Here is an 18,620-nt window from a genome sequence, read left to right as displayed (position 1 = left end):
TGAAATTAAATTAGTTATGTTGCTTATGAAAATCCCCAGCGGCTTTCACAAACCCTTCAAACAATGGGTGACCATCGCGTGGGGTAGAGGTGAACTCCGGGTGGAACTGTGCGGCGACAAACCACGGATGATTATCGATTTCGACAATCTCTACCAGTTTTTTGTCGGTCGACAGACCAGTAACTTTCATGCCCGCCTGTTCTATTTGCGGTCGCAGATTATTGTTCACTTCGTAACGATGACGGTGACGTTCATAGATGCTGTCCTCGCCATACAATTGGTGAACTTTACTGCCTGAAATTAAGTGGCACAGCTGGCTGCCCAGTCGCATCGTTCCGCCTAAATCGGAACGCTCGCTACGGGTTTCCTTACTGCCATCGGCATCCAGCCATTCGGTAATCAAACCAACCACTGGGTAAGGTGTAGCGGGATTGAATTCGGTACTGTTTGCTTCTGGCATGCCAGCCACATTTCGGGCGAATTCAATCAAGGCGACTTGCATACCTAGACAAATGCCTAAGTAGGGTACGTTATTTTCACGGGCATATTGGGCAGCAAGAATTTTGCCTTCAATACCACGCTCTCCAAAACCACCGGGGACCAAAACAGCGTCCAGGCCTTCCAGCAGTTGAGTGCCTTTACTCTCAATATCCTGAGAGTCGATATATTTGATATTCACCGCCAGACGATTTTTCAGGCCTGCATGCTTTAATGCTTCGTTGACTGATTTGTAGGCGTCCGGCAGAGCTACATATTTGCCCACCATACCAATGGTGACTTCAAAGTTGGGATTCGACTCGGCATACAGAACCTGCTCCCATTCGCTCAGGTCGGCTTCCGGACAGTCGATGCCAAAACGTTTCACCACCAGCTCATCCATACCCTGGGCTTTAAGCGCCGCCGGAATTTTATAGATGCTGTCTACGTCACGCAGGGAAATAACCGCTTTGTCCGGCACATTGGTAAATAACGCGATTTTGGAACGTTCGCCGGCGGGCAGGGCGACTTCTGAACGGCACACCAGAATATCTGGCTGGATACCGATAGAGCGTAATTCTTTTACTGAATGTTGGGTCGGCTTGGTTTTGGTCTCACCGCTGGCTGCCAGATAGGGTACCAGTGTCAGGTGCATAAACATGGCGCGCTCACGGCCCAGTTCAGTACCTAACTGGCGAATGGCTTCTAAAAACGGTTGTGATTCAATATCACCCACAGTGCCACCCACTTCTACGATGGCAATGTCATTGCCTTCGGCACCGTCAATCACGCGACGTTTGATTTCGTTGGTGATATGCGGAATAACCTGAATAGTGGCACCCAGATAGTCGCCGCGGCGCTCGCGGCGCAGCACTTCTTCATAGACCTTACCCGTCGTGAAGTTATTGCGCTTGGACATACGGGTGCGAATAAAGCGCTCGTAGTGGCCTAAGTCCAAATCGGTTTCGGCACCGTCGTCGGTTACAAACACTTCACCATGCTGAATCGGACTCATGGTGCCGGGATCCACATTGATGTAAGGGTCGAGCTTGAGCATGGTGACTTTGAGACCGCGTGCTTCGAGGATGGCTGCCAGTGATGCAGCAGCAATTCCTTTCCCCAACGATGAAACAACACCACCTGTGACGAAGATGTAATTAGTCATGCGAAACCTAAGGCGTAGAAGTTAACAGGAAAACGTTAGCGGGCAACGTTTTACGACATCAAGATGGGAGATCAGTATAAGGGAACATGGCTGCGCTGTACATGAAAAATACGCTATTCCACGTTAGTTTTGCTGCTCCTCGACAACCAGCTTTTCCGGAATTTCCACGCTAAAGCAGGTACCATGATCGCTGCTGGTTACGCTAATTTTGCCTTTAAGCATCTGTGTCACCCAATTGTGCACCAGGTGTAACCCAAGACCGGTATTGCCCTCGCTGCGCCCGGTGGTAACAAAGGGATCAAACAGGGTTTCACGCACCTCGTCATCAATACCGACGCCGTTGTCACATAATTCAATGTTAATCTTGCCTTGCTGTTTGGTGGCCGAAATCTTTAAGATCGGGTTGTTAACCCCGATTGGGAAACCGTGGTCGATGGCGTTATCGATCAAGTTTTGTAACACCTGCGAGATAATCCCGGGGTAACTGGTGAGGATGATATCGGCGCCGATATCTACCTGCACGCTAACCCCCCGGCGTTTGATTTTTGGCGTGATACTCAGGAGTAAATCTCTGAGATTATCGGCAAGAGCAAAGGTTTCAAGGGTTAACGTGGCACGGTCAATAGCCAGGCGTTTAAAGCTTTGCAATATCTCTGCGCAGCGTTGCAGGTTACGCAAAGTCAATTCAAAGCCCTGACGATTGCCTTGCAAATACTCCTCTAGTGCGCTTTTTGTCAGCCCGGTGCGCACCAGCTCATCCATTGCACTTAAGCGTTGCTCTAAGGTGGTGATGGTAATTAATGTGGCTCCTATTGGGGTATTTAACTCGTGGGCAACACCGGCCACCATCATGCCTAAAGAGGACAATTTTCGGGTCTCAACCAATTCATCCTGCATCAAACGCTGGGTTTCCAAATTGGTTGCCAGTTCCTGATTTGAATGCTGGAGCTGTTGTCGTTGCTTTTGCAGGTCCACATAAAGCTTATGGGCAATCAGCTGGTCGGTCACAATGCGGTATTTGGCCCAGACAATGTAGCTTATCAGTAGCAACATCACGGGTATGATAATAACCAACGTGCGCAGTCGTATGTCGTTCAAGGTGCCGGAAGATAAGGCCGTCACAACGAAAAAGTTTTTTTCGTACGCACCGGCGATGTTATTTAACTCGGTTTCCAGCGACATATAGCGCCATAATCTGCCGTTGGTGTTGACGCTGCCAATGCGCTCACCGGATTGTATGGTTTGCCACAACTCAGTGTAGGCATTGCTGATATTGTATTCAGGGTGATTTAACTGGTTGCCCCATTCCTTGGTGGGCTCAGGATGCAACAACCAGTTGCCGGTTGCGTCAGCGACAAACAGTTGAAATTGTTCTGAAGCACCGTGGCGGAAGGTATCCAGCAGCGAGTTCAACTGAAAATTAGCAACCAAATAGCCTGGCTGCATGCCGTCAAACTCAGTACGCATAATGGTTCTGACGGTAATCCGAAACGGCAGTTCGACCTGGCCATATTCTACATTCAAGTTAATTTGTGACAGATAGACGTTGCCCAGCCCAATGTCTTTTGCGGCCTGAAAATAATCACGGTGTCCTTTGTCGACCAGTTTGTCTTCAGGGATTACCAAAATCTGCTTATTGTGTTTAATGAGTTTGATGCGTTCCTGTCCGTTGTCATCCAGCCAACGCAGTTGATACATATTGGAATTGGCGGTTAAAAATTCACGAAACAGTTCTACCATCATGGGCGAGTTTGCCTCAATTGGCAGGCTGCGGTTTTGGTTTCGTCTGGCCAAATCGGCATACAACAGTTTGGTAACGTCGATGTGGGCACCCAGTCGTTGACTGAGCTTGGCAATAAACAGGGTGGATTCCCCCTGCATTTGCTCCTCAATGCGCGACAAACGTAAATCAAATAAAAACTGATAGCCGAGCAGACCACACAAAATAAGTAATGGAATAAAGAGTAACAGGCGCCTTGCCAGCGCCTGCCAAAATATTAAATCATGTGGGATGGTTTCGGCCGGCAGATTACCCAGAATCAGGTATTTGTTTTCGACCATTTAATCACGTCATCTAATGGCATAGGGCGTGCAAACAAATATCCCTGACCGATATGGCATCCCATTTCTCTGAGCAACTGCTTTTGTTCTTCAGTTTCTACGCCTTCAGCTACCACTTCAAAGTTAAAGCGGTTGCCCAGGCGCATGATCATCTCAATCACATGATTGGCACTGTTGGTTTTGCCAATATTGCGCACGAAACTACCGTCTATCTTCAGCACTTCGGCAGGTAATTCTGTAATGTGTGCCAACGATGAATAGCCGGTACCAAAGTCGTCGATGGCCACGCGGTAGCCGAGGTTTTTAAGCTCGGACAACACCTTAATGAACTGATCGTAGTGCTTCATCGCTTCGGTTTCTGTTATCTCCAGCTCGATGAAAGTGGGAGAAACGTCGAATTTTTGCGGAAACTGCTTTAGCTGTTCTACATAGTGCTTACTGGCTAAGTCGCGAATCGACACATTAATCGCGACCGGTACATTGATGCCTTCTTGTTGCAACCGAATGATCGCAGCGAACGCCAATTCAACAATCTGAATATCCAGCAACTCAATAATACCTGCTTGTTCGGCTAAGCCAATAAACTGATCTGGTGGGTTCATTTTACCTTCGCTATCAGTCCAGCGTGCCAGCGCTTCAAAGCCGGCCAACTTGTTGGTGGCAAATTCGATCTTGGGTTGCAGGGCTATGTGAAAATCCCGGTTGGCAATGGCCTGACGTAACTTGGTTAGCTGCGTTACCCGCTGTGCGGCATGTTGCTCCACCTCGCTGTCAAAGTAGTAGGTAGTTTGATTGAGCTTACGCGCTAACTCTAGCGCATGCTCAGCGGCATGGATTGCTGCCTCACCATTATTGATGGAAACGGATGACAATCGAACGACACCGAATCTCAGTGGCAGACGATGGTCGATGCCATCTACTGGCACAGCCTGAAACGACAGTTGTTCCGGTAACTCGATACTAATGGTGTTATTGGTTAACAATGCGAGCCGGTCTTGCCCGATGCGCGCACTGATCATCAGGCCGGGCAGGTTATCACTGAGCATGGTATACACAGCGCTGACGCAGCGGTTGATAAAATCGCGGCCAAAAGTCAGATACAGGCTGGGGAAATCTTCCAGACTACAAACAATTAACTCACTGGCATACCAGTGGCGACTGCTTAATACATTGAGTTCCCGTTGCAGGCGGTTGCGGTTGAATACGCCGAGTAAGGGATCCATGTAGGCCAGTTCGCTCAGACGGTTAAACAGCGCGATGTTTTTAAAGTTTGACTGCACGTTCTCACTGAAGATTTGCAGCATATAGATTTGCTGGTCAGTCAGGGGCTTTTCACTGCAAACCATGCACAGGTAGGCTTCACCGGTAAATTCGGTGCTCGGGAAATATAGCAGGCTACGGTTGTCTTCGAATATATGTTGTTTAGCCTGCCAGAGCTGTTCGAATTGCGCATGTAACTCGGGTTCAATGGCATCCAATTGCTGCTTTTTCAGTTTGCTGAATTTGCCACTGGCGGCGAGAATTTTACCAGTGGTGTATTCATCCTGTTCCGACTGGCGAGCGCAAATAATGCCGCCTTCGGCGGCGCCGATTAAGCCACCCAGCGTCGCCAGAACGTGATCGGAAAACACCGGTAATTCACGACATTGATCCAATTGCTGGCTGGCTTCGATTATTAGTTGCAGGCCACGCTGGGCCTCATCAAGCATTCTGAGATGCAGCCAGGTACGAATATTGGAGTAAACGATGGTTTGCAGGTTTTCTTTGTTGAGCTTGGATTTTACCCAGTAGTCGTCAATATCATAGTCTTCCATGATATTTTGCCGCGGTGCCATGCCGGGCTGACCGGTAAGCAGCACAATACGCACCATTTTATTGCCAAGGACTTCACGAATGGTATTGACCAGTCGCAGACCCGAGTCGTCCTCTTCCATCACTACATCAAGCAGGATGATGCATATTTCAGGGTGCTGGGAGATCATGGTGGCAGCCGACGTGCGGCTATTGGCATTCAGAACTTGCAGCTTTTTGCCTCGGTAACGCAAATCCGACAAGGCGAAATTTAACGATTGTTGGTAGGCCGGATTATCCTCAACACTTAGAATGGTCCAGACATCTGCTTTGTCCACATCACTATGATGTGCAACCGGCTCTTCCATAAATTCAAATTCATCGTGTGTCATAACTCATCCGTAATGTATACATCTGCTTCAGCACGGTAAATTACATGCCAGTTCTTGTTACACACAGCGGACAACGGCGTGGTAACAGACGTGGGTGATTTGCATAATACTCCGAAACAAACACGAACATCTGTTGTAAGTGTAATTGTCAATAATCGGACATCAATATTTCCACGTGCCGAAAATTTAAGATAGCCGAAAAATGCAAAAAGCCCACATCTGTGGGCCGGTTTTTTACAATTTCTTTAAGGCGTACAAAAGCTCTAGCGCCTGCAACGGGGTGAGCTTATCTGGCTGAATGCTGTGCATTTTTTCACGCAAAGGGTCTATCGTCTGCACGACAGCTTGGGGGATAGATTGTGCGGAGGAGGGTTTGTCGGACTCCAGTTGCTGTAACTTATGTTTGGCTTGCTGAATTACGGCGCGGGGCACACCGGCCAACTGCGCAACCTGTAATCCAAAACTGCGGCTTGCCGGGCCACCCTGTACGGCGTGCATAAAACTCACGGTATCCTCAAATTCGACGGCATCGAAGTGTACATTGGCAATGTCGTCTCGTTGCTCTGGCAGTTGCGTGAGTTCGAAATAGTGAGTGGCAAACAGGGTCAGGGCACAAATCTGCTCAGATAAATAATGTGCACATGCCCATGCCAGCGACAGGCCATCATAGGTACTGGTACCCCGGCCAATTTCATCCATTAACACCAGGCTGTGGGCGGTGGCGTTATGCAAGATATTGGCGGTTTCGGTCATTTCCACCATAAAGGTTGAGCGGCCGGATGCCAGATCATCTGAGGCGCCAATGCGGGTAAAAATTCTGTCTACTGGCCCGAGCACACATTCTTCGGCTGGTACAAAGCTGCCAATGTGCGCCAGTAATACAATTAACGCGGTTTGACGCATGTAGGTAGACTTACCGCCCATATTGGGGCCGGTAATAATCAGCATACGTCGCTTGCTATCCAACAGAAGAGGATTGGCGATAAACGGCGTGTGCATCACGTTTTCCACTACAGGGTGGCGGCCACCCTGATAACGGATACCAATTTGGTCACTGAATTTTGGACGCTGATAATTCAGGCTCTCGGCACGTTCTGCCAAACAGGTTAGTACGTCCAGTTCAGCCACTGCGGCGGCGCATTCCTGCAGAGCCGAGAGTTGTTGAATAAACGGCTCAAATAGTGCGTCGTACAATTGTTTTTCTAATGCCAGCGCGCGGCTTTGACTGGTGAGTACTTTATCTTCATGGGCTTTTAGCTCAGGAATGATGTAACGCTCGTTATTTTTCAGGGTTTGCCGGCGGATATAGTCGTCAGGGACCAATCCGGAATTGGCACGACTGATATCGATATAAAAGCCGTGTACTTTGTTGTAACCCACTTTAAGCGTACTGATTCCGGTGCGCTCGCGCTCGCGGGTCTCTAATCGGGTGATATAATCGGTAGCGCCTTGGGCCAGATCACGCAATTCATCTAACTCCGCGTTATACCCGGGAGCTATCACGCCGCCGTCACGGATCAGCACCGGTGGATTGTCGATAATCGCCTCGTTAAGCAGTGTTGCCAGTGGCTGAAAATCGCCCAGCGCCAGATTTAAGCGGGTCAGCGCAGGACAATCACTCACCTTAATAAAACCAGAGATCGCGGGTAATTGAGCGAAGCCATGGCGCAGGCGGGCGAAGTCGCGGGGACGGGCGCTACGCAGGGCGATACGTCCCAGAATCCGTTCCATATCACCCATATGCTTTAAATAGCCGGTCAGCTCTGTGAAATCCTGAGCCTGCAAGGTTGCTATACAATCCTGACGCTGAACCAGTTGGTGAGTGTCGGTTAACGGGCGATGTAACCATCGCTGTAACAGGCGACTTCCCATTGGTGTGACGGTTTTATCCAGTACCGACAACAAAGTGTGCTCGCGACCACCGCTAAGGTTTTGGGTGATTTCCAGATTGCGGCGGGTGGCCGCATCCATTAACACCGTATCGGACAGGTTTTCCTTCCGAATGGCACTGATATGGGGTAAAGCTGCGCGCTGGGTATCTTTGACATACTGCAACACCGCTCCGGCTGCCATTAGCCCAACGGGACAATCTTGCACGCCAAAGCCGGATAACTCACTGGTACAAAATTGCTTGTTGAGTTGTTCGGTGGCAGTGGCCAGATCAAATTCCCAACCGGGACGACGACGCAAGCCCTTACGGGAGTCGATCAGATTTTTATGGGGGAAATCTTCCGGATAAAGCAATTCCGCCGGTTGATAACGTTGCAACTCGGACTGCAATGCATCGGCACTTTGCGGCTGAGAAATACTAAAACGGCCGCTGCTGATATCCAGTGTGGCTAATCCAAACGTTTGCTCATAGCTAACGACTGCGGCAAGCACATTATCGACGCGGTCTTCCAAAAGCGCTTCATCTGTGACCGTGCCGGGTGTGACGATACGCACAACCTGACGTTCAACCGGGCCTTTGCTGGTGGCGGGATCGCCGATTTGCTCACAAATCGCCACGGATTCACCCATCTTAACCAGTCTTGCTAAATAGTTTTCTGCTGCATGGTAGGGGACTCCTGCCATGGGGATTGGGTTACCGCCCGATTTGCCCCGGGCGGTGAGGGAAATATCCAGTAACTCGGCAGCCTTTTTGGCGTCGTCGTAAAACAATTCATAAAAGTCACCCATGCGGTAAAACAGTAGGACGTTTGCATGATTTTTTTTGATAGACAGGTATTGCTGCATCATGGGCGTATGGCTGGCAATATTGTCTTCGTTGAACAGGCTGACTTGTTTGTTTAATTCACTCGACGGCATAATGGCTGCGTTTTTTCGTTAAAGTTATCAATATGTCGTTATCACAACACACGGTTTCACTGGCCACTGAACTTGGCACTTTACTGGTTTCCCGCGGTTGGACTATCAGTTGTGCAGAATCCTGCACCGGAGGGGGCATAGGATACGCGATTACCGCCATAGCGGGAAGTTCGGCCTGGTTTGAACGGGGTTTTATTACTTACAGTAATCAAGCCAAAGCGCAATTACTTGGCGTCGACGATGCAGTTTTGAAGCAGTTTGGCGCTGTCTCTTGTCAGGTTGCGGAACAAATGGCAAACGGGGCGGCGCAGGCGGCCAATGCAGAACTGGCCATTGCGGTAACGGGAATCGCAGGCCCGGATGGCGGCAGTGCTGAAAAACCGGTGGGCACAGTGTGGTTTGGCTTGCACCATCCCGATGGTACTATTAGCCACAGAAAACAATTTGATGGTGATCGCGCTGCGGTGCGGGAGCAAACTATCAACCACGCGTTAACACTGTGTATTGAACGCCTCAAAAACTAACCTGAATGTATTAAATCCATATTAATCAATTGGTTAGTCTGGTAACTAAAAAAATAATCCCAGACACTTGTAACTGTATGGTTATACAGTATACTTGCGCAATTACTGTATGGCAGGGTTTCTGCCGCGCTCAATCAACAAGGAGCCACAATGGACGAGAATAAATCACGCGCGCTATCTGCAGCATTAGGTCAAATTGAAAAGCAGTTTGGTAAAGGCACCATTATGCGTCTGGGCGATAACCAGGCAATGGATATTGAGTCTATCTCTACCGGCTCTTTGAGTATTGATATTGCGTTGGGTATTGGTGGCTTGCCGTGTGGTCGAATCGTGGAAATCTACGGTCCGGAGTCCAGTGGTAAAACCACATTGACGTTGCAAGTTATCGCTGAAGCGCAGAAAAAGGGCAAAACCTGTGCGTTCGTGGATGCGGAACACGCGTTGGATCCTGTTTACGCTGAAAAACTGGGCGTTAATGTGGAAGAACTGTTAGTTTCGCAGCCGGATACGGGCGAACAGGCACTAGAAATCTGCGATATGTTAGTGCGCTCTGGCGCGGTCGACGTGGTGATTGTTGACTCTGTGGCAGCGCTGACACCAAAAGCTGAAATAGAAGGCGAAATGGGTGATTCACACGTGGGCTTACAGGCACGACTGATGTCGCAGGCGCTGCGTAAATTGACCGGTAATATCAAGCGTTCTAACACCCTGTGTATTTTCATCAACCAAATCCGGATGAAGATTGGTGTGATGTTCGGTAACCCGGAAACAACAACCGGTGGTAATGCGTTGAAATTCTACGCGTCCGTGCGCTTGGATATCCGCCGAATTGGTGCGGTGAAGGAAGGCGAAGAGGTCGTGGGTAACGAAACCCGCGTAAAAGTAGTTAAAAACAAAGTCGCACCACCGTTTAAACAGGCGGAATTCCAGATTATGTACGGCGAAGGGATCAGTAAAGAAGCCGAGCTGATTGACCTGGGCGTAGCACATAAATTTGTGGATAAAGCCGGTGCCTGGTACAGCTGCAACGGCGAGCGTATTGGCCAGGGTAAAGCTAACGCGGTGAAATTCCTTAAAGAAAATGTGGCAATGGCTCAGGATATTGAGAAAAAACTGCGTGACAAATTGCTATTGAAGAAAACAGTTAAAGCCGATGAGGTCGTGTTAGACGCCCCGCAAGAGCAAGCTGAATAAATAGAAAAAGGCCGCAAATAGCGGCCTTTTTTGTGTTTGAGTCCTGTGTAAATTGGGCTTTGGATTATTTGATGAAATCCATCAGGGCTTGCCAGCTGGCCTCGTCGGCTTGCTGATTATATTCAAGCGGCATATTGAATTTTTTTCCTACCTCAGTAGAGCCTGGGTTGGTAAAACTGTGTTTGGCATCAGGATAATTGAGTAATTCAAATTGCACACCGGCACTGGCCATCTCCTGCACAAAGGCACTGACCTGATCAGCTGGCACCATGGGATCGGAGCCACCCGTTGCCACCAATAAACGGGCTTTTATATCACCGCTTTTGGCGGGAGCCTGTGTGCCCAGGCTGCCATGGAAACTGGCCACCCCAGCCAGATTATTCCCGAGGCGAGCCTGATTTAATACCACAGCACCGCCAAAGCAATAACCGATCGCATAGATTTTATCTGGATTGACCATCCCTTTACTGATTAGAAATCCTTTGGCGGCGTTAAAGCGCGCGGTCATTTTATCTGCATTGGCGAATGCCTGCTGCATAAAGGCCATAGCGTCCTCAGGATGGGTGGCGATTTGGCCGTCACCATACATGTCGACAGCGATGGCAACATGCCCGGCTTCCGCCAACATTTTTGCGCGGTTTCGGGCGTAATCGTTTAGCCCCCACCATTCATGCACAACAATCACCCCGGTGGAGATGGCGTCGTTGTTCTCCGGCGAATACATCACCGCGCTACCGAGTTGGTTGGGGAGAGTGAGTTCACGCTCCACTATTTTGGCGGAAATGGAAGTGGCGATAGCCATCGATAACAGTGCAATAATCCTGATAAATGTGCTTTTCATTGTGAGTTCCTGCGTATTGATGTGTGTGGGTCATACGCAGTGTAGTCACAATCAGATTAAATTTTAGAATTTCAGAGAGTTATGGTTCAAGACTTCCATAACTGAACAGGCTCGGTTAGCCAGTGATGGTCACTGTCATATTCGGCTTTTACCAACATGTGCTCTAAATTTTGGGCATTAATATTTGCTATGTGAGCGGTAAGCAATTTATCCGATGGTTCTACTTCCAGTGCGTCCAGTTTGCTTTGTAAGGCATCGATGAGTTGTTTAACAGGCTGTGAATCATTGGACTGTGTTTCTGGCCCCTTTACTAGCAGCGCAAAACTGGCTCCGCTTACTCTACCAGCCAATAGGATATTCTGATGATGATTAATTAACTGCCCCATCTCTTTTAGCAATGCATCAGCTGTGTTTAGACCAACTTGCGTATTAATTTTTGCCATATTGGGCAACCGGACGAGCAATAGAGATAACCCGTCAGGATTTTTCGCTAAGCTATTGTTACAGCGTTTAATCAATTCCTCTCGATTGTATAAACCCGTCAGGGCATCCTTACTGTTCGCGATACGGTTTTGAATTCTTAAATTTATGTTCATCGCCGTAAGGAGTATTGTTATCACTACTAACCCCAACAAAATGGACAGGTGAGGTAACTTTGCTGAGCTTATGTCAAGCGGATATGATTCTCCTTTAGAGCTAGCGGATGTTACCTTGTTGTGTCGCTTTTCCAGGAAATACTGCAGTATTTCTACGTCGTCAACGTTGCTGGTTATTGCCTGCTGTTTTAAGTTTTGTAACAGCAATGAAAGCTTAGAATAGGCAACGTGAACATCACCGGTGTTGAAGTAATAATTCGCTTCTATTTCCAGTAATGCGTTTTGGTAGTCTGTCAGAGGTGGGAGTGTCTCGATAATAACCTGTAACGATTGAATAAAGTTGTAGGTTTTATCGGGATTGGTGTTTAGGTAACCCCAGGCAAAGTTTTCTAATACATTAAATTGCTGAATGTTTTTATCTTCATAATCGCTGATGAATTGAGCGGCGAGACTGTTGAATTCTAAGCCTTTTTCTATATTTTCAATCTGACGAATGTAAAGCTCGGCTAATTGGGCATAGGCCAAATGTAAACCGTATTTATAGTCGATGTCTGTGGCTAATTGGATAGCCTGAAGCAAAGTGTCTTCGCCAGCTTTGTGCTGCCCGAGTTTAATTTGCGCGATACCTTCACACAGCGTGGCATTTACCGTGTAGCTTGAGACGTTGGCAGGGGCTGTATCGATAGCGAGATTGCAATATTCCCGTGCTTTTTCAAAGTTACCGCTCAATAGGTAAGTTTTTCCCAGATTGTAGGCAACTTCGTCACTATAAAAATCGAAGTGGTATGCTTCAGCTGGTTCGCTGATTAACAGCGGATAATGATTTTGCAGCTCAAAAATGGCCAGTGAATATTGTCCGTTTTCAAATAACACCTCGTATTTTGTATAGACGCTTAAATTTGCCAGGCTGGAAATTCGATGTGTTTCCGCCCATTGATAGATAGTGTCAATCTCCGACAGAGTTTGCTCCATTGGAAGTCTCGATAGCCATAATTCATATAAGCGGTACTCAAAATACGCTTGGGGATATTCATCTATCAGGTAGTGTCGTTCTACATCGCTAAAAGACGGTAGATTGGTAACCTTTTCGCGAAAGATCTTTACTGAATTGGATAATAGCTTAAAGCTAGTCACATCGAAGGAATCGTGGGAAACCTCATCTAACAACGCAACTCTGTGTTCTTTGCTGTAAGCGTTATTGAGTATGTTTTCACGCAGGTTTATTAATTCCTGTTCACTAATCTGTTGTGCATAAGTGCAGGCCGTGAATACCCAAAATAGGCAAAAAGTGACAAAACTGTGTGGTTTGAATGACTGCAAGGATATACCTCATCCTTAAATGTGACGCCTTACGGTAATGCGTGTTCAATACACAGGTCACCGTATTGAAGACAGGAATCTAAAGAAAGCATTACATATTTGCAATGCTTTCTTAATCGATTTGCTAATCAATTTTGCGTGAATACCTGTTTGCCTGCTAACCAGGTTTGCAACACCTGAGTTTGCCATATTTGTGCGGCGGGTACGGTGAAAATATCCCGGTCAATCAGGATAAAATCGGCATACTTACCTGGCTGGAGATTGCCGAGGATCTCTTCCTGATGCGCGGCATAGGCTGCATCAAGGGTAAACGCCTTAAAAGCCTGCTCGCGACTGAGTTTCTCCGCAGCTAACCAACCATCTTCAGGTAGATTGGCATGACTTTGTCTGGTTACTGCCGCATGCAAGCCGTGAAACGGATTGGCTAGTTCCACTGGAAAATCTGAGCCCGCAGCGATGACGGTGCCCTGTTGGGCGAAGGTTTGCCAGGCGTAGGCCCCTTTGAGACGCTCTTTGCCTAACCTATCCTCCGCCATATTCATATCGCTGGTAGCATGTACGGGTTGCATTGAGGCGATCAAATTAAGCGGTTTAAAGCGGGGAATATCGTCGAGGGTAACCACCTGAGCATGCTCAATTCGGTTGCGAAGCGTCAGGCCATTCGTGTGCTGATAGGCCCGTGCAAAGTTGTCCAGAATCAGGCGATTGCTGCGGTCACCAATCGCGTGAAAGTTTAACTGAAAATTTGCCCCCAACACTTTGTCAAATAAAGCCGGTAAAGCATCCTCTGGCGTGACCAAAATGCCACGGTTGCCAGGATCGTCGCTGTAATCTGCCAGCAGGGCAGCGCCACGGCTACCTAATGCTCCATCTCCAAATCCTTTCACGCTGCGGATCCACAGGGTGTCATCATCACTTTGCACATAACCGGCAGCAAGCATGTCATCCAGCTTCGAGTCAAACGATGAAATCATCGCGTAAATACGCAATCCCAATTGCTGCGTGTCTGCTTTTTGGCGATAGAACTCGTAGCTGGCAAAGTCAATGCCGGCGTCATGGGCACTGGTAATTCCGACAGATAATAGTTCCTGTCGCGCGGCTACCAGTTGTTTTTCACGCACGGCATGGGTGACGGCTGGTGCGGCATTAAACACAAGATCCATCGCGGTATCGATGAGAACGCCGGTTGGATACCCCGCCTCATCGCGTACTATCTCGCCGCCAACTGGATTAGGGGTGGTGGTTGTTATGCCTGCCACTGCCAGCGCTTTACTATTAACCCATAAGGCATGGCCGTCTACCCGTTCCAGCACCACAGGTTTATCAGGCAGGAGCTTATCCAGACTGTGTTTAGTGGGGAATCGCTTTTCGGGCCACAACACCTGATTCCATCCACGACCGCTGATCCAATCTATTTGAGGATTCAGATTCGCGTATTCACGAGCACGTTGCGCGGCTTGCATTTCGGTATCCGCACCACGCAAATCGACTTTCATTAACGATTCACCCAGTCCGAGTATATGACCATGGGCATCAATTAAGCCCGGTAACAGGGTCTTGCCGTTTCCATCGATAATTACTGCGTTCTTGTAGGCTGCCGCAAGCTCAGCGTTGCCAGTGGCCAGTACCTTACCGTTCTCGAACGCCAGAGAACTAAACGTTTGGAGTTTATCTCCCACGACATGATAGCCGTTCACATTGTTAATAATGGTTGGCTCGGCGAACGTGTTTGTGACGACAGAGAATACAGACAAACATAGCAAGTGCTTGAGTTTCATAGTTGATCCTAAGGCTGGTAATGGATTTACTGTAACGTTTTGTGCTGTAAAAGGTAATCCTTAGCGATGTTATCCAACGTCGGCTTTCGACTTTTGCCCCCATTTAAGGTAACGTCGCGCCAGTTTTGCTTGTCGCCCATATTCGATGTCTGAATTGATTGTACGCTATCCCTATCGCTTCGCTCTGTTAGTTATTTGGGCATGTTATGTGTATTTCGCCGATGGCTCAGTTGTACTCGTGGAAAATTATGCCGGGTTCAGCCTGTTGGGGATCTTCGGTGCCATTTTTGCTAATTCAACTGGTGCCGGCGGTGGAGTCATTTTTATTCCGTTTTTCAATCAGTTAGGCATGAGTGAAATGTCTTCGGTAGCGACAAGTTTCGCTATTCAATGTGTAGGCATGAGTGCAGGTGCAGTGAGTTGGTTGAGCTTTGTTCGCGCCACACCAGCGTTGCAGCACCCACAATTTCGCACGGTTTTGATGGTAACCGGGCCACTGAGCATAGTGGGGATTCTTGCGGTACAGTTTTTCGACCTCATCGCCCCTGGGAATTTGCATCAGGCATTTGGCCTGTTTTCGTTGCTATTGGCGCTGGCGATTTTCGCCTCGGTGTTCGTTGTGACATCAAAAGCCCCGTTCCTGTTGTTAACCCGTATCGATTTTTTCGCACTGAGTCTGATTGCGTTAATTGGTGGGGGAATTACCGCCTGGTTATCTGTTGGTGTGGGTGAGTTATTAGCCGTTTATTTGATTATTCGTGGGTACAATATTGTTTCGTCGATTGCGATCGCAGTAATCGTTACAGCATTTTCAGTATGGAGTGCCATTCCCTACCACATATGGGAGTCGCAAGCGATCGAGTTTAATGTGTGGTTGTTCGCAGCGGCCGGTGCGCTGATAGGCGGAACCCTCGCACGTTATGTGGTGAGTTGGATATCTCCCCGTTATTTAAAACTATTTTTTGCGTTTTGGATCGCGTTTATGGGCTGGGCGACACTTTAATGCCATCAATCAAGAAAATTTTCGCCAAAGACGGGCTGTTAACTGAAACGTTGCCAGGTTTTGTGCCCAGAGCGGCACAAACCGACATGGCACTGGCGGTAGAAAAAGCCATCAAACGTAAGTCTACGCTGGTTGTTGAAGCGGGTACCGGGACCGGCAAGACCTACGCTTATTTGGTTCCCGCGTTACTAGCAGAAAACAAAAAAGTCATCGTATCGACTGGCACAAAAAATCTGCAGGAGCAGTTGTTTCACCGTGATTTGCCGAGAATGCGTGATGCGCTGGGCAGTCACAAGCGTATCGCATTGTTGAAAGGACGGGCCAATTATCTGTGTGATTACCGTCTGTTGAAACACAGTAACGGTACCCAGCTGATGGACAAACAACAGTTGGCTGATCTGGCCGAAGTACGGCGCTGGGCAACCACAACACGTAGCGGTGATATCGGTGAAATTAAAACGCTGGCCGAAGACTCGCCCATTCTCCCTTACGTTACGTCTACGGTGGATAACTGTCTGGGGCGCGAATGTGCACATTATGAGGATTGCTATCTGGTTAAAGCGCGCGCCAATGCATTACTGGCAGATATTGTGGTGGTTAACCATCACTTATTTTTTGCTGATTTAGCGCTCAAAGACACGGGATTTGGTGAACTGGTACCTGAGTCTGATGTGATCATTTTCGACGAGGCTCATCAGGTTCCGGATATCGCCAGCGACTATTTCGGTGAGGCGGTATCCACCCGCCAATTAGTGGATTTGAGCCGGGATGCGGATGCCATCGCCCGTACTACGCTCAAAGATGCAGCACAAATTAGTGCCGTGGCTGACAAATTGATTGCTCACAGTGCGGACTTACGTTTATTACTGCCAGAAAATCCGCAAAAAGGAGCGAGTTCGGACTTGTTACGAGCGGACGACATCACCGCTCAACTGGCAAGGGTTAATGATGCGCTAGAGGGATTTGTCAGAACCCTGAAGATCCATTTAGGCCGTGAAAAAGAATTGGATACCTTGTATGAGCGAGCGCTGCAGTATAAAGATCGCCTGATGCGTCTAAGTGAGCCCGCTCAGCCCGGGGTTACGCACTGGTACGAAACAACACCCAAACAACTTGTATTGCATTTAACGCCGCTGAGCATCGCAGATAAGTTTGCCGATATTGTCGCCGACCCCAAGCGCAGCTGGATTTTTACCTCGGCGACGCTGGCCGTGGGCAAAGGCTTTGAACATTTTACTGAGCAGATGGGGCTGGCGGATGCGGATACTCTGGCGCTGGATAGTCCATTCGACTATGCCAACCAGGCACTATTGTGTGTACCCCGTTATCTGCCTGAACCACATATGCCGTCGATGCGAGAAAAACTGGTGGATATTTCCGTTAGTTTGGTCAAAGCCAGCCAGGGGCGCTGCTTTTTATTGTTCACCAGTCACGCCACCCTACGTGATGTAGCTGAAAAGCTCAGTGAGAGGGTAACGAATAAGTTACTGGTACAGGGCAGCATGAGTAAGCGAGCGTTACTAGACGCGTTTGTGGCTGATAAACATGCGGTGCTGCTTGGTACCGGCGCATTCTGGGAGGGCGTCGACGTACCCGGAGATGATTTGACCTGTGTTATGATCGACAAACTGCCATTTGCTTCGCCAGACGATCCTATTCTGAAAGCACGCGTACAGGACATTAATCAGCGTGGCGGTAAGGCGTTTTTTGATTATCAGATCCCGCAGGCCGTGATTGCACTTAAGCAGGGGGCCGGAAGATTAATCCGTGATGCTGCAGATAAAGGGGTACTGGTTATTTGCGATAACCGTTTGGTTAGCAAAGACTACGCGCAGACCTTTTTGGCGTCATTGCCGCCGATGGCGAAAACCCGGGATTTAGCAACGGTCAGTGACTTTTTACACACCCTGAATAAATAGAATCTTGAACCATTATGAATTTTTTAGTCTTAGATACCTCAACCGAAGCTTGCTCTGTGGCATTGATGAAACATGATGAGGTCTTCAGTCAATTTGAACTTTGCCCACAGCAGCACAGTCAGCGCATTTTGCCCATGGTGGAGGAAATCCTGATTCAGTCGCAGTGTACCCTTGGCGAACTGGATTTTATTGGTTTTGGCCGGGGGCCGGGCAGTTTTACCGGGGTAAGGATAGCCACAGGCATTGTTCAGGGGTTAGCGTTGGGGGCAAATTTGCCAGTAGTGGGGGTATCTACGCTGGCTGCGATGGCGGCCCAGTCTGCCGCGCAACATGCCGATACTCGCATTGCGTGTAGTCATGATGCACGCATGCAGGAACTGTATTTCGGCCTTTATGAAGTTACAGCAAATCAACTGATTCCCTTGGCAGAGGAGTGTGTGGCAGCCCCAGACGAAGTTGCCACTTTGCTCGCGGGCCACGATAACGTCACGTTAGTTGGCACTGGTTGGCCTGCGTATCCTGATATAGCCGCGAATGCATTACGCAGAGACATTCTATATCCGGATGCCAGATACATGCTGGAACTGGCTCGTCAGGCATGGAGTAATGGTGAAGCGGTCAGTGCAGAGAATATTGAGCCGGTTTACTTGCGGGATAAAGTCACCTGGAAAAAGTTGCCGGGGCGAGAATAGTCACCTAGCATGGAATGAATATTGCAGAATATTTTTGTTTCAATCGTACGCATTTAGGG

Annotated in this window: 12 protein-coding genes; 5 read left to right on the top strand and 7 right to left on the bottom strand. The window is 48.6% G+C overall.

Going from position 1 to position 18,620, the window contains the following annotated elements; translation table 11 throughout:
- Positions 1–10: 10 nt before the first annotated feature.
- The 4 genes from TK45_RS03355 to mutS all read right to left on the bottom strand — a co-directional run bounded on the left by TK45_RS03355 (position 11) and on the right by mutS (position 8,694).
- Positions 11–1,642 carry a CTP synthase gene (locus tag TK45_RS03355; RefSeq protein WP_131257216.1) on the bottom strand — a complete coding sequence of 544 codons (1,632 nt, stop codon included), beginning with the start codon at positions 1,640–1,642 and terminating at the stop codon, positions 11–13.
- Positions 1,643–1,765: 123 nt separating this feature from the next.
- The gene (locus tag TK45_RS03350; RefSeq protein WP_131257215.1) at positions 1,766–3,703 is read right to left on the bottom strand and encodes a sensor histidine kinase; all 1,938 of its coding nucleotides are present in this window, start codon (positions 3,701–3,703) and stop codon (positions 1,766–1,768) included.
- Positions 3,682–5,886 (bottom strand): EAL domain-containing protein, encoded by a 2,205-nt coding sequence (locus tag TK45_RS03345; RefSeq protein ID WP_131257214.1) that lies wholly within the window; start codon positions 5,884–5,886, stop codon positions 3,682–3,684. Before TK45_RS03345 ends, TK45_RS03350 begins: the two co-directional genes overlap by 22 nt.
- 234 nt (positions 5,887–6,120) lie before the next feature.
- Positions 6,121–8,694, bottom strand: coding sequence for a DNA mismatch repair protein MutS (gene mutS, locus TK45_RS03340; protein ID WP_371414250.1), 2,574 nt, complete (start codon positions 8,692–8,694; stop codon positions 6,121–6,123).
- A 32-nt stretch (positions 8,695–8,726) separates the two neighbouring features.
- Here mutS and TK45_RS03335 point away from each other — a divergent pair, with 32 nt between their 5' ends.
- Positions 8,727–9,218: a CinA family protein gene (locus TK45_RS03335; RefSeq protein ID WP_131257213.1), complete on the top strand. Its 492-nt coding sequence runs from the start codon at positions 8,727–8,729 to the stop codon at positions 9,216–9,218.
- A 150-nt stretch (positions 9,219–9,368) separates the two neighbouring features.
- On the top strand, positions 9,369–10,412 hold the full coding sequence (gene recA / locus TK45_RS03330) for a recombinase RecA (protein ID WP_131257212.1): 1,044 nt from the start codon (positions 9,369–9,371) through the stop codon (positions 10,410–10,412).
- Between the two features lie 64 nt (positions 10,413–10,476).
- Here recA and TK45_RS03325 read toward each other — a convergent pair whose 3' ends face one another.
- From TK45_RS03325 to TK45_RS03315, 3 genes are all read right to left on the bottom strand, one after another.
- Positions 10,477–11,253, bottom strand: coding sequence for a dienelactone hydrolase family protein (locus TK45_RS03325; RefSeq protein ID WP_131257211.1), 777 nt, complete (start codon positions 11,251–11,253; stop codon positions 10,477–10,479).
- 86 nt (positions 11,254–11,339) lie between these two features.
- The gene (locus tag TK45_RS03320) at positions 11,340–13,169 is read right to left on the bottom strand and encodes a diguanylate cyclase domain-containing protein (protein ID WP_131257210.1); all 1,830 of its coding nucleotides are present in this window, start codon (positions 13,167–13,169) and stop codon (positions 11,340–11,342) included.
- A gap of 128 nt (positions 13,170–13,297) precedes the next feature.
- Positions 13,298–14,947 (bottom strand): amidohydrolase, encoded by a 1,650-nt coding sequence (locus tag TK45_RS03315; protein WP_131257209.1) that lies wholly within the window; start codon positions 14,945–14,947, stop codon positions 13,298–13,300.
- Between the two features lie 145 nt (positions 14,948–15,092).
- On the opposite strand from TK45_RS03315, the gene TK45_RS03310 reads away from it, so the two are divergent.
- Genes TK45_RS03310 through tsaB form a run of 3 tightly spaced genes read left to right on the top strand, consistent with a single transcriptional unit; the run spans position 15,093 to position 18,561 of the window.
- The gene (locus TK45_RS03310) at positions 15,093–15,950 is read left to right on the top strand and encodes a sulfite exporter TauE/SafE family protein (protein ID WP_131257208.1); all 858 of its coding nucleotides are present in this window, start codon (positions 15,093–15,095) and stop codon (positions 15,948–15,950) included.
- On the top strand, positions 15,950–17,869 hold the full coding sequence (locus TK45_RS03305; RefSeq protein WP_131257207.1) for an ATP-dependent DNA helicase: 1,920 nt from the start codon (positions 15,950–15,952) through the stop codon (positions 17,867–17,869). Before TK45_RS03310 ends, TK45_RS03305 begins: the two co-directional genes overlap by 1 nt.
- 14 nt (positions 17,870–17,883) lie before the next feature.
- Complete coding sequence (gene tsaB / locus TK45_RS03300; RefSeq protein ID WP_131257206.1) at positions 17,884–18,561, top strand: tRNA (adenosine(37)-N6)-threonylcarbamoyltransferase complex dimerization subunit type 1 TsaB; 678 nt, start codon at positions 17,884–17,886, stop codon at positions 18,559–18,561.
- Positions 18,562–18,620 lie beyond the last annotated feature (59 nt).

This window comes from Bowmanella sp. JS7-9 (assembly GCF_004329715.1).
Lineage (GTDB): Bacteria > Pseudomonadota > Gammaproteobacteria > Enterobacterales > Alteromonadaceae > Pseudobowmanella > Pseudobowmanella zhangzhouensis.
Note: the sequence above shows the minus strand (reverse complement) of the source record. Positions and strands in the feature narration are given on the sequence as shown.